Annotated in this window: 12 protein-coding genes; 10 read left to right on the top strand and 2 right to left on the bottom strand. The window is 37.9% G+C overall.

The window, feature by feature from the left end; translation table 11 throughout:
- The first annotated feature begins 728 nt into the window (after window positions 1–728).
- The 7 genes from rutA to AC07U8_RS13630 all read left to right on the top strand — a co-directional run bounded on the left by rutA (window position 729) and on the right by AC07U8_RS13630 (window position 6,841).
- Complete coding sequence (rutA, locus tag AC07U8_RS13660; protein ID WP_494738063.1) at window positions 729–1,844, top strand: pyrimidine utilization protein A; 1,116 nt, start codon at window positions 729–731, stop codon at window positions 1,842–1,844.
- The gene (gene rutB, locus AC07U8_RS13655) at window positions 1,841–2,626 is read left to right on the top strand and encodes a pyrimidine utilization protein B (protein ID WP_494738062.1); all 786 of its coding nucleotides are present in this window, start codon (window positions 1,841–1,843) and stop codon (window positions 2,624–2,626) included. Before rutA ends, rutB begins: the two co-directional genes overlap by 4 nt.
- Before the next feature lie 88 nt (window positions 2,627–2,714).
- A complete protein-coding gene (gene rutC / locus AC07U8_RS13650) occupies window positions 2,715–3,098 on the top strand; it encodes a pyrimidine utilization protein C (protein WP_494738061.1) in 384 nt (127 codons plus the stop codon).
- A 91-nt stretch (window positions 3,099–3,189) separates the two neighbouring features.
- The gene (gene rutF, locus AC07U8_RS13645; RefSeq protein ID WP_081407363.1) at window positions 3,190–3,759 is read left to right on the top strand and encodes an NADH-dependent FMN reductase RutF; all 570 of its coding nucleotides are present in this window, start codon (window positions 3,190–3,192) and stop codon (window positions 3,757–3,759) included.
- A gap of 24 nt (window positions 3,760–3,783) precedes the next feature.
- Window positions 3,784–5,142 carry a pyrimidine utilization transport protein G gene (rutG, locus tag AC07U8_RS13640; protein WP_494738060.1) on the top strand — a complete coding sequence of 453 codons (1,359 nt, stop codon included), beginning with the start codon at window positions 3,784–3,786 and terminating at the stop codon, window positions 5,140–5,142.
- Between the two features lie 383 nt (window positions 5,143–5,525).
- Window positions 5,526–5,765, top strand: a complete 240-nt coding sequence (locus AC07U8_RS13635; RefSeq protein ID WP_004724636.1) for a hypothetical protein — start codon at window positions 5,526–5,528, stop codon at window positions 5,763–5,765.
- Between the two features lie 323 nt (window positions 5,766–6,088).
- The gene (locus AC07U8_RS13630; protein WP_494738059.1) at window positions 6,089–6,841 is read left to right on the top strand and encodes a class II aldolase/adducin family protein; all 753 of its coding nucleotides are present in this window, start codon (window positions 6,089–6,091) and stop codon (window positions 6,839–6,841) included.
- 82 nt (window positions 6,842–6,923) lie between these two features.
- Here AC07U8_RS13630 and AC07U8_RS13625 read toward each other — a convergent pair whose 3' ends face one another.
- Together AC07U8_RS13625 and AC07U8_RS13620 are read right to left on the bottom strand one after the other, a co-directional pair.
- Entirely contained in the window at window positions 6,924–7,613 is a 690-nt protein-coding gene (locus tag AC07U8_RS13625) for a pirin family protein (RefSeq protein WP_494738058.1), read from the bottom strand.
- Between the two features lie 173 nt (window positions 7,614–7,786).
- Window positions 7,787–9,016 carry a L,D-transpeptidase family protein gene (locus AC07U8_RS13620; protein WP_151803277.1) on the bottom strand — a complete coding sequence of 410 codons (1,230 nt, stop codon included), beginning with the start codon at window positions 9,014–9,016 and terminating at the stop codon, window positions 7,787–7,789.
- A gap of 600 nt (window positions 9,017–9,616) precedes the next feature.
- Here AC07U8_RS13620 and hemE point away from each other — a divergent pair.
- The 3 genes from hemE to AC07U8_RS13605 all read left to right on the top strand — a co-directional run bounded on the left by hemE (window position 9,617) and on the right by AC07U8_RS13605 (window position 12,132).
- Window positions 9,617–10,690, top strand: coding sequence for a uroporphyrinogen decarboxylase (gene hemE / locus AC07U8_RS13615; protein WP_034611784.1), 1,074 nt, complete (start codon window positions 9,617–9,619; stop codon window positions 10,688–10,690).
- Window positions 10,691–10,711: 21 nt separating this feature from the next.
- On the top strand, window positions 10,712–11,518 hold the full coding sequence (locus AC07U8_RS13610) for a DUF817 family protein (RefSeq protein WP_494738057.1): 807 nt from the start codon (window positions 10,712–10,714) through the stop codon (window positions 11,516–11,518).
- Between the two features lie 143 nt (window positions 11,519–11,661).
- Window positions 11,662–12,132: a DUF3015 family protein gene (locus AC07U8_RS13605; RefSeq protein ID WP_004822723.1), complete on the top strand. Its 471-nt coding sequence runs from the start codon at window positions 11,662–11,664 to the stop codon at window positions 12,130–12,132.
- Window positions 12,133–12,193: the final 61 nt, after the last annotated feature.

Below are 12,193 nucleotides of genomic sequence, written 5' to 3'. Positions count from 1 at the left end.
ACAACCTAAATATGGATTCACATCAATAGGTCTTAGTAACCAGTCTCTCAATCGCTGGTTAGATAAGGAAACTAGCGCTGAACAAATTCAGTAGATTTATGATGTAGTAAAAATGGGGCCTATTTCTGCCAATCGTTATCCTGTACGATTTATATTTTTTGACGATATTTTAGGTCAAAGTAAGATGAAAGCCAGTGCTTTCTTTAGAAAATGAAAGTTAGGAAAAAGCATAACAGCTGCTAATAGGATTATTAATATTGGTTATGGTGATCATAAAGAATATATGCAAGATTGCCTCGATTACCTGTTGAGGATGCTTATAAAATATTATAAATATTGATTTTGTTATAGTTATAATTGCGGTTTAAATTTTGATTTTTATTGGATTATTTATTGTATTTAAATATTGGTTTATTAAAAGCCAATTGTTATGTCATCGAACCGCATTTTTATGCGGTTTTTTATTTTTTGTTAAATCAGATTTTAGAATTTTCACTGATCTAAAATGACGCATTTATGCACTATTTTAGTTTAATTTTTTTGCTTAAGAAAATCGTAAATTTTACCAAAAGGTAAAATAAAAAATAATAATTAAGATTTTGGTAATAAAAACAATTATCTAAATTTAGTGGCATGCAGTATGCATTATTAATAATTATAAGCTGAGTGAAGTTTTAAATTTTTGATCAGATTTTTTTAGAATGTTTTTTGTCCAGTGAGGTTTAGCTATGAAAATTGGTGTGTTTTGTCCGATTGGAAATAATGGCTGGTTGCTTTCAGAAAATGCACTGCAATATAAGCCAACATTTGAGTTAAATAAACAAATTGTACAACGTGCAGAGCATTATGGTTTTGACTTTGCATTGTCGATGATTAAATTACGTGGTTTCGGTGGTAAAACTGAATTTTGGGATTATAACTTAGAAACGTTTACATTAATGGCGGGTTTAGCTGCCGTCACCAGCAAAATTAAAATTTTTGCGACAGCTGCGACTTTGGTGATGCCACCAGCTATCGTGGCACGTATGGCGTCTACGATTGATTCAATTTCAAATGGACGGTTTGGGCTAAATGTTGTGACGGGTTGGCAACCACCAGAATATACCCAGATGGGGCTATGGCCAGGGAATGATTATTTCTCTAAACGTTATGATTATTTATCTGAATATGTCGAAATTTTACGTGAACTTTGGGCAACAGGAACATCTGATTTTAAAGGTGAGTTTTTCCAAATGGAGGATTGCCAAGTTAAGCCTAAGCCACAAGCTGATATGAAAATTATTTGTGCAGGCCAGTCTGATGCGGGCTTAGCATTCTCAGCAAAATATGCAGATTATAATTTTGTCTTTGGCAAAGGGTTAAATACACCAACCGCCTACGTTGAAATTAATGACCGTTTAAAAGTACATACCGACCAAACTGGAAGAGATGTACAAACCTATGTGCTGTTTATGGTGATTGCCGCAGAGACAGATCAACACGCCATGGCGAAATGGGAGAACTACAACCAAGGCGCAGATCTAGAGGCGATTAATTGGTTAATGAACCAAGGCGGCAAAGATCAAACATCGGGTACAGATACCAATATTCGTCAAATGGCTTCAAGTGTTTCACCCGTCAATATCAACATGGGAACAATTGTCGGTTCTTATGAAAATGTAGCCAAGATGCTGGATGAAATTTCTACAATTCAAGGTACAGAAGGGATTCTTTTAACTTTTGATGATTTTATACAAGGGGTTGAGGATTTTGGACAACGTATTCAGCCGTTGATGACTTGTCGTGAGGAGGTTGTTGCAAGCTATCAAAAACCAGCTCAACCCGTTTTGGAGAAAAGCGCATGACTTTGATAAATGACACTAAAGCTGTAGAACATCTGGTCTGTACAGATTTTACCGCACATGCAGGAACCGGCAGAGTCTTAAAAGCAGAACCAGAATCGATTCAGCTTGCACCAGAACAAACGGCGCTTATCGTGATTGATATGCAAAATGCGTATACCTCAATCGGTGGTTATTTAGATTTGGCTGGTTTTGATGTTTCCGCGACTCAACCTGTGGTCGCCAATATTAAAAAAAGCATTGATGCAGCACATACCGCGGGCATCCAAGTGATCTATTTTCAAAACGGATGGGATGAGCAATATGTAGAAGCAGGTGGCCTAGGTTCTCCTAACTTTCATAAATCCAATGCCTTAAAAACCATGCGTAAAAACCCTGACTTACAAGGCAAGTTATTGGCAAAAGGGGGGTGGGATTTTGCATTAATTGATGAGTTAAGGCCTCAAGCTCAAGACATTGTGATCGAGAAACCACGCTATAGCGGTTTTTTTAATACGGCGCTGGACAGCATTTTACGTGCTCGTGGGATCCGAAATTTAGTTTTCGTTGGGATTGCCACCAATGTTTGTGTGGAATCAACCCTCAGAGATGGTTTTTTCTTGGAATACTTTGGTGTGGCGCTTAAAGATGCATGTTATCAAGCGGGTCCTCCAGCAGCGCAAGAGGCAGCCTTATATAACATTCAAACTTTTTTTGGATGGGTGTCTGACACGGCGTCATTTATAAAGACATTTAATACTCATCAGGCACAGCCAAATCACGTCACTTTCAGTCGAACGGCTTAATGGTTTTCAACAGGCTATGTGTCTTGTGCCTTCTCTAGTATTGAAGTCTATGGTCAAGATGCTTTAAGGAAAAATAAAGGAATTCAAAATGTCGAAACAAGTTGTGATCCCAGCAGGTACGGCTAAGCCTCTTGCACCTTATGTGCCAGCAACCAAAGCAGACAATATTGTTTATGTCTCAGGTACGTTGGCTTTTGATGAAAATAATAATGTGGTCTATGTCGGTGATGCCGCAGGTCAAACCCGGCATATTTTAGAAACCATTAAAAGCGTCATCGAAACTGCAGGTGGGACAATGGATGATATTACCTTTAACTCAATATTCGTCAAAGATTGGGCGGATTATGCCGCAGTAAATGTGGTCTATGCTGAATATTTTCCCAATGATAAACCCGCTCGATATTGTGTACAGGTCGGACTGGTTAAACCTGAAGCCTTAGTAGAAATTGCATCTGTAGCACATGTGGGATAGAGCATGGCTAGATTTGTCTAAGCGTTTTAATCATTTTTTTCAAAAAGAAATTTAACCTCGATGAACATTTGCGCATTGGGGTGGGAGCGTCATGATGCAAATGATCAAACAGGAAAGTGCACTTGCTGGTGAAATAATTGAGTTTAACACGCCGTGTGAAGCCAATGTCCATTTAGAAATCGATCAAGCTATCTTTAGACAAGGTATGTCTAATCTGGGTGCAGCGGTCAATGTGATCACCACCAAAGGCGATGCAGGGCAGGCAGGTTTTACTGCATCCGCAGTATGCAGTGTAACGGATTCACCTCCAACCTTATTGGTATGTCTCAATCGGGCTGCTTCGGTATATCACATTTTTTCTGAAAATAAAGTTTTGTGTGTCAATACATTGGGTTCAAATCAAGCCGAATTATCGAATCTCTTTGGTGGCAAAACACCGATGCAACAGAGGTTTGCGCAAGCTGAATGGAGTGAACTGGTGACAGGTTCTCCCGTGTTAGATAACGCCTTAATTTCATTTGATTGTGAAGTGGTATCCAGTCAAGTGGTCGGCAGCCATGATGTATTGTTTTGTCAGGTCAAAGCAATTCGTCACAACCCAAGTTTAAATGCGCTTCTATATTTCAAACGCAGTTACTGTGAACCTCAAAATGTATGTTGATCTCTCAATATGGGGACTTAGAAAATGGCGACAAAAGAACCATGGTTTACATCATTTAAACCATACACAGGAAATTTAGATCAAACCCCTGTGCAAATTGATGAATATTTACCTGTCGGAAAAAGTATCGTTTTGGGCTTGCAACATGCATTTGCAATGTTTGGTGCAACGGTTCTCGCGCCTTTGCTGATGGGCTTTGATCCCAATTTAACCATATTTATCACGGGTATCGGCACGATTTTATTCTTCTTGATGACGGGTGGAAGAATGCCGAGTTATCTCGGATCGAGTTTTGCATTTATCGGTGCTGTTGCAGCTGCAACGGGCTATGCCGGTGTGGGGTCAAATCCGAATATTGCCTTGGCTTTGGGAGGGACCATCGCTTGTGGTTTGGTATATGCCGCGATTGGTTTAATTGTCATGAAGACGGGAACGGGTTGGATTGAAAAGTTGATGCCACCGATTGTTACGGGTGCAATCGTGATGATCATTGGACTAAATTTGGCACCTGTCACCATTAAAAATGTTTCAGCAAATTCATTTGATACTTGGATGGCAATTCTAACCATTCTATGTATCAGTGCGATTGCTGTATTTACCCGAGGTATGATGCGTCGCTTATTATTGTTGTTGGGGTTGGTCTGTGCATATGTCTTATATTTCATCCTTGCCAATGTAATGGGCTTTGGCAAAGCTATCGATTTTGCAGTCATCAACAATGCTGCATGGTTAGGCCTACCACATTTTGTTGCACCTACGTTTAATGCCAATGCCATGCTGTTAATTGCGCCTGTGGCAATAATTCTGGTCGCTGAAAATTTAGGTCACTTTAAAGCAGTATCTGCAATGACAGGCCGTGATTTATCACCTTATATGGGACGTGCTTTTTTTGCCGATGGTGTATGTACCAGCTTATCAGCTTCTGTTGGTGGGACAGGCATGACCACCTATGCTGAAAATATTGGGGTTATGGCTGTCACTAAAATTTATTCAACCACTGTCTTTGTGATTGCTGGGATCTTTGCCATTTTGTTGGGCTTATCACCTAAGTTTGGAGCTGTGATCAGTACTATTCCTGTGGCTCTTTTAGGTGGTGCTTCGATTGTAGTGTTTGGTTTAATCACAGTGGCTGGTGCAAAGATTTGGATTGATAACAAAATTGATTTCACTAAAAACAGTAGCTTAATTATTGCTGCGGTCAGCTTGATCATGGGGGCAGGTAATTTTAGTGTACATATTGGATCATTTGATCTGGGTGGAATTGGTACAGCAACTTTGGCTGCAATTTTATTAAATCTATTTTTAAATCGTGGAGAAAACCAGCCCGATGAGATCAAGCTAGAATCAAGTGATGCTGCAAAGTCCATATCACAGTCTTCTTAAGATAGAGGCATCTCATTGAGCAAAATTTTGTACACGAGTGAAATATGGAATCGTTATTTTTCAAAGGTCAATCACATGCATAAAAATTGGGACGCTCGCAGTGAGTTTGCAAGAAGCGCTACAAGCAGAGGTGAGTTTTCCTTGTTTTACTATAAGCACGAGAACAGCATATAGGGGATGAATTCAAGCTTTAATATTGCAATTTTAAAGCGATTGTCGGGGGAAATTCTGATTCATATTCATGGATGAAATTTATACAGATATTACGGGTTTTTATGGTGATGCCCTATGCGACAAATTTTGTCGCATAGGGCATTTTTCTATCTAGCATTTAATTCTCCAATAAATATAATAGAACCTGTAAGCACGATGAGATTTAAAATATGAAAGACTGGATTAAGATACGCGAAATTTTAAAAAACATTCAAAATCGACAAAATAAAAATCAGGCTATTTACTTAGTCGGTATGGTCGACTTAAACGAACTGGATATTTCATGGTTGATTGATGAAGACTACATTGAAATTGATGATGCTATTTCTTACTTAGATAATAGAGATATTGTTTTTATTAAGGATTTAACTTTTAAGGGTAAAAAATTGCTCTATCAGCTCAGTATTTAAATCTATTTTTATAACAACGAATGAGGGCGTTTTATAACAATAATGAAGAATTAAAATAAATAATAATTTAATTTTTTAAATTAATAAAAACAAATAAAAGATAAAGCTTTATTATAATAATTTAATAAGTATAAATAATAAAAAATATGATAATTAATAATTTTAATCCAAATCAATATTCAATTATTGATTTGGATTTTTTATATTCTGCAACCCCAAAATTGATGCTTTAGTCGCCATTCACGAATTAAAACTTGTTAATTTGTTGAACTCTCGTTAAAAGTAATGATGTTTTATACATTGGCAATAAAAAGGATTTTAGGATGAAACGTCCAAAGCATATTGATAAGACTGAATGGGAAGCACGTTGTCAGTTGGCAGCACTGTATCGTTTAATTGCACACTATAGAATGACCGATTTAATTGATACCCATATCAGTTTACGTGTCCCGCATGAGCCTGATCATTTTCTGATTAACCGCTATGGTGTGACATTTGATCAGATGAAAGCATCAGATTTGGTGAAGATTGATCATGAAGGGAATATTGTGGCCGATTATGACCAAGGGAAAATGGTCAATGTCGCAGGTTTCGTTATTCATTCTGCCTTGCACCATGCTAAAGATGATATTCACTGTGTTATTCATACTCATACGGCAGATGGGATTGCGGTTTCTGCACAAGAAAAAGGTTTATTGCCTTTGTCGCAACATGCACTGAAATTTTATAATAATATTGCTTATCATGAATATGAGGGCATCGCTTTTTCCACCGCAGAGCGAGAGCGTTTGGTTGAGGATTTAGGCAATTATCGTTGCATGATTTTACGTAATCATGGTTTGTTAGCCACTGGTAATAGTATTGCGAGAGCATTTCATGAAATTTATTTTTTAGAGCGGGCTTGTCAAGTTCAGATCAAAGCCATGAGCAGCTCAAAACTGCATTATCCGAGTAAGCAAATATGTGAATATACGGTCAAGCAATTTGAAAGTGATGCTGCTGAACCGATTATTCAGGCCGCTTGGAATGCTGCTTTATCATTGATTAAAGATCAGAAAAAAGATTATTGCGCTTAAACACTGCTGCTAACTTATTCAATAAGCTCGACATAAAAAAACCTCCATATATTACATACGGAGGTTTTTTATTGCATACGGATTAGCTGTTTAAATCAAACCAAATAAACTGGCTATCTTCATGTGCAGTGAGTGTTGAATCTTCGTCAAATAAATAAGCATCACCTGCTTTAACGACTTGACCCGCAATATCAATTTCACCGTCGATCACATGTACATAGTTAAATTTTTGGGTTGCTTTCACTTCAAGTGTGTGACCTTTTTCCAAATATGCCGCTTTAATTTCAGCATCTTGACGAATATGCATCGGCGCATTGTCATTTGGCCCCACAATCAATTGCCATTCATTAGGTGATTTTTTAGGATCACGTTCAATTTGTTGATAATTCGGTTCAGCATCTTGAACATTTGGAATCACCCAAATTTGTAGCATATGAACGGCTTCATCACCTTGGTTGATTTCACTGTGTTGTACACCTGTACCCGCACTCATCAATTGCCATTCACCCGCATGGATATGACGTTCATTTCCCATACTGTCTTTGTGTGAAATGGTACCTTTGAGCACACAGGTCAAAATTTCCATATTGTCATGTGGGTGAGTACCAAAACCTTTATGTGCTGCAATGGCATCGTCATTGATTACACGTAAAGAACCGACACCCATATATTTAGGATCGTACCAGCTACCAAAAGAGAAACTATGTTTGGTGTCTAACCAACCCATTTTTACGTGACCACGGTTTTCGCTGTGATGTAAAAAAGTATTCATCTCAAGTCTCCAATTCTTTATTTTTTAACATGAGTAAATATTAATATTTAAGTAATTGGGATGAAATAGCAAAATAGCAACATGTTGTTTTGTTTTTGGAACGATAAGGTTTTTAGCTTGTGCAATAAAAAACCAGTGTATGCACACTGGTTTTCATTTCATCAAGTATAAGATTATTCTAAGAATTTAACCGTTACACCCGATTTAACTTTTTTACCTAAATCATTGGCATCCCAGTTGGTCAAACGAATACAACCATGTGAAGCTGTTTTCGAAATTGCAGATGGGTTTGGCGTACCATGAATACCAAATGATTTCTTACTCAAGCCAATCCAGATATTCCCTACAGGGGCATTTGGACCAGGTGGTAATGATAATGGTTTTAAGTTTTTACCTTGTACAAAGTTACTTGGCGAGTAACTATACCAAGGGTTGCGTGCAACACCGGTAACTTTATAGGTTCCTGTTGGTGATGGCGTATCAGAACTACCAATCGTGGCAGGGAATGAGCCGACCATTTGGTTTTGCGCATTAAATAAATACAATTGTTTCGCGCCTTTATGCGCCACAATTAAATGGATATTTTCAGGCAATTCGTTACGGATATTGGTGACAACGATCTTTTCACCAACTTTGTTAAATGTTGCTTTAGGATTAAGTTTCTTTAAGAACTCTTCATCCATATGGAATTTTTCACCCAACATTTCGGTAACACGGGTGTAATACAAACCAGGCATTTTTGCTTGTAAAGCATAATCACGTGGAATTGATTTTGCATACGGACCTTTTAGATCTTCAGCAGTTATCGTGTATTCCACAAAAGCAGGTTTATTGCCTTGTTGAGACACTAATGCATCCCAAGTTTCTTTGGTCAACTCACCCGTCGGTTTAATGCCATTCATCTGTTGGAATGAAGCAATGGCTTTTAGCGTATTCATACCGCTTGAACCATCAATTGCACCAGGTGAAGCATGTGCATTATTTAACATGACATGGGCACGAGCATAGACAGGGAATTGACCCTTGCCAATATTTTCATACCATTCTGCATTGTTGATTCCATCTAAAGACCAAGATGCTTTAGGTGCATTTGGATTGCTTACCGTTTTTGCAGTCGTGGTCTGTGGTGAAGATGGGGCAATAGCAGTACCTGAGTTTTTATCCTCAGTTTTTTCTAAATTTTGTAGCGTGTTTGCAGCTTTGTCTAAGTCTTGTTGCTCTTGCTGGCTTATCTGTGTTTCTACACTAGAAGCAGAACTGTCAATAGCAAGTGGATCAATAGGATCTTCAACGGGAGCAGCAACTTTTTTAGGCGTTAGAGGTTGCTCAGCTGTAGATGCAGCAAAAGCTGTACCTGTTAATAAACAGCTTAAACTCAAAGCAAGAATTGAGCGAACGAACATGTAGATCAACCTTAAGAATTATTCATAATTTATGACTAAAAATCTGTGTAAGTATTGCAGAAATTATAAGGTGTTGCAGTATTTGTTTTGTGTTAATCATTTTTTTCTATAGACATTTTCCCTGTCAGCAGGTTTTGTTTTATTTTCGTATACCAATGGGAATTTAAATCAAAGTTATAAAATCGGGTCTGTTGACAATTCGTCTTCGTTTGCGACTACGTGTGTTTTTTAGGCGACACTAGGCGCGAAATACGAAATTTAGTCATTCTAAATGATGAGAAACATCGTTTCGCAAGGTAACGACGTAGCGGCAAAAAACACGCTAGTCCCCCGCTGCGCCTTGCGCTGCAAACAAAGCAGTGCTTTGTTCTTGCTCAGGGTTGTGGCTAAAATTATCTCAGCCTGTGTTATGAAACTCGAAAATAGTCTCGTTATTCTCTTCGTTTCCTGCCTTGCCTGCTCAATTTTAACCTACAACGCAAGCCATTTATGAAATGTCAACAGACCCTAAACTTTATTGAGAAAAATTTTCTAGAAATGGTTATGTAGCAGGCCTTTTTGCTATGATGGGGCGAATTTAATTTTTGATTGGGAAAGTAAATGACGACCTTAAAAAATGATCGTTTTCTACGTGCCTTATTGCGTGAGCCTGTAGATACGACTCCGGTTTGGATGATGCGTCAGGCTGGGCGTTATTTACCAGAATATCGTGAAACACGTGCGAAAGCAGGTGATTTTCTTTCTCTTTGTAAAAATACAGAATTTGCTTGTGAAGTGACTTTACAGCCTTTACGCCGTTATGAGCTTGATGCCGCAATTCTATTTTCAGACATTTTGACTGTTCCTGATGCTTTAGGTTTAGGGCTTTATTTTGAAACAGGCGAAGGCCCTAAATTCCATAAAACAGTTCGTACTGAACAGGATGTGGCAAATTTACCCAAATTCGATGCCAAATCTGACCTGGCTTACGTCATGAATGCTGTTTCAACCATTCGTTCAGCTTTGGGTGGTCAGGTGCCTTTAATTGGTTTTTCGGGTAGTCCGTGGACCTTGGCAACCTACATGGTGGAAGGTGGTTCAAGTAAAGATTTCCGTTTTACCAAACAGATGATGTATGCACAACCTGAAGTTTTACATGCTTTATTAGATCGTTTAGCCGATGCTGTAATTGACTATTTAAATGCTCAAATTGAGGCTGGTGCTCAAGCTGTACAAATTTTTGATAGCTGGGGTGGCGCATTAGCGCATCGTGAATATCTAGAATTTTCACTCAAATATATGCAGAAAATTGTTGCAGGATTAAAACGAGAGCATGAAGGGCGTAAAGTACCTGTGATCTTATTTACCAAAGGCGGTGGTCAATGGTTAGAGCCAATGATTGCTACAGGTGCAGATGCATTTGGCTTAGATTGGACAACCCCATTAAACGTGGCTCGCCAAACAGTCAATGGACGAGCAGCGCTACAAGGAAATCTAGATCCTGCAACATTGTATGGTTCAGCTGATTCTATTGAAAAAGCAACCAAAGCCATGTTGGATGATGCATATGCCAATGGTGAGAAAACAGGTTATATCGCTAACTTAGGTCATGGTATTACCCAATGGGTTGATCCTGAAAAACCAAAAGCATTTATTGACACTGTACACCAATACAGTGCCAAATATTTAGGTTAACTTATTGTTGTAAATGCATTTATGATCTATTTTAAATCATTATATGAATTTCTATTTAAGGCAGCATCGGCTGCCTTATTTGGTATTTTATTGCTGATTGCATTTGTCCTTACGGCAAGGATGGGTAGCCATGAATTTTATGGTTTGTTTCGTTATGACTGCTTATTGTTTTATGCGTTGATCATTCAAGCCTGCTTATTGTATTTAAGACTAGAATCCAGGGCAGAAGCGAAAGTTATTGCTTTATTTCATATCATGGCCATGGGGATGGAAATATTTTTAACACACCCGCAAATTGCTTCTTGGCAATATCCGCAACCTGCCGTTTTTAAAATTTTGACCGTGCCTTTATTTGCAGGATTTATGTATTCGGCAGTCGGTAGTTTTTTTGCACGTTCACTGCGTTTGTATCAGGTTTCATTTTTAAATTTGCCCAGTTTTGCCAATATGTTGAGTCTGGCACTATTGTCATATATCAATTTTATGAGCAAATTCTTTATTCCAGATTTTCGAAATGTACTATTCATTTGGAGTGTAGTGATTTTTTGGAAAACAAAAATTCGTTTTCAATTACAACAGCATGAATTTCAGCTTCCGATATTGCCAGTATTAGTTGTTTTGGCATTTATAATTTGGGTAGCTGAAAATATTAGCACTTTTAATAAAATTTGGTTGTATCCAAGTCAAGTGGATGCATGGCATATGGTGGGGTGGGGTAAGCTAGGCTCGTGGTATTTACTGTTACTTTTAAGTCTAGTTTTGGTGCTTAAGATTCTTGGAGATCGTAATAAAAAGGGTGAATGGTCACTAAAAAAGTACAATAAATAATTTCGTAATTGTCACATTTAGATTTGCATATCTGAATTTATGTGATAAATCTAAATAGGTGTAATCAAACTTACACATAATGGAAAATAACAATTTACATATGTTGAATTAAAACAATGCATATGAAAATTCTGGAGAATTATATGTTAAAAAAAATCGCTTTAGCTGCTGTATTGGCTGCGGGTTCAAGTGTTGCTATGGCTGATCCAGATGTGGGTTGTGGTGTAGGTTCACAAGTTTGGGCTGGTCAATCTGGAAAAGTACCGAAAATTTTAGCGGCGACCACCAATGGTCTTTTTACTAACCAATTATTAGGTATTACGTTTGGTACTTTAGGTTGTAATGGCAATGGTAAAGTGACTGCGCAAGTTGTGACCTTTACCAATGAAAACTCAGAAGCACTTGCACGTGATATGGCTGTAGGTCAAGGTGAAAGCCTAAACGTACTTGCTTCATTGTTAAATGTTAAAGATGCAGATAAAGCACGTTTCAATGCTGTAGCGAAGTCAAACTTTGCAAGTATTTATTCAGCAGAAAATCAAAATTCTCTACAGGTATTAGCGTCACTTCAACAAGTGATGGCAAAAGACGAAGTGTTAAAAGCTTACGTTTAATTGCGTCAAAAACCCTGCCTTGTTGCAGGGTTTTTTTATTTAAATTTTATCAAATATACAT

Source organism: Acinetobacter sp. GW821-FHT01E09 (assembly GCF_059422385.1).
The sequence above is the reverse complement of the archived record's forward strand: the minus strand, read 5'-3'. Positions and strand labels throughout refer to the sequence as shown.

Bases quoted from the DNA above. Each gene is read 5' to 3' on its own strand.
- rutA (WP_494738063.1), top strand. From the start codon at position 729: ATGAAAATTGGTGTGTTTTGTCCGATTGGAAATAATGGCTGGTTGCTT.
- rutF (WP_081407363.1), top strand. From the start codon at position 3,190: ATGATGCAAATGATCAAACAGGAAAGTGCACTTGCTGGTGAAATAATT.
- rutB (WP_494738062.1), top strand. From the start codon at position 1,841: ATGACTTTGATAAATGACACTAAAGCTGTAGAACATCTGGTCTGTACA.
- AC07U8_RS13620 (WP_151803277.1), bottom strand. From the start codon at position 9,016: ATGTTCGTTCGCTCAATTCTTGCTTTGAGTTTAAGCTGTTTATTAACA.
- AC07U8_RS13605 (WP_004822723.1), top strand. From the start codon at position 11,662: ATGTTAAAAAAAATCGCTTTAGCTGCTGTATTGGCTGCGGGTTCAAGT.
- hemE (WP_034611784.1), top strand. From the start codon at position 9,617: ATGACGACCTTAAAAAATGATCGTTTTCTACGTGCCTTATTGCGTGAG.
- AC07U8_RS13630 (WP_494738059.1), top strand. From the start codon at position 6,089: ATGAAACGTCCAAAGCATATTGATAAGACTGAATGGGAAGCACGTTGT.
- AC07U8_RS13625 (WP_494738058.1), bottom strand. From the start codon at position 7,613: ATGAATACTTTTTTACATCACAGCGAAAACCGTGGTCACGTAAAAATG.
- rutC (WP_494738061.1), top strand. From the start codon at position 2,715: ATGTCGAAACAAGTTGTGATCCCAGCAGGTACGGCTAAGCCTCTTGCA.
- AC07U8_RS13610 (WP_494738057.1), top strand. From the start codon at position 10,712: ATGATCTATTTTAAATCATTATATGAATTTCTATTTAAGGCAGCATCG.
- AC07U8_RS13635 (WP_004724636.1), top strand. From the start codon at position 5,526: ATGAAAGACTGGATTAAGATACGCGAAATTTTAAAAAACATTCAAAAT.
- rutG (WP_494738060.1), top strand. From the start codon at position 3,784: ATGGCGACAAAAGAACCATGGTTTACATCATTTAAACCATACACAGGA.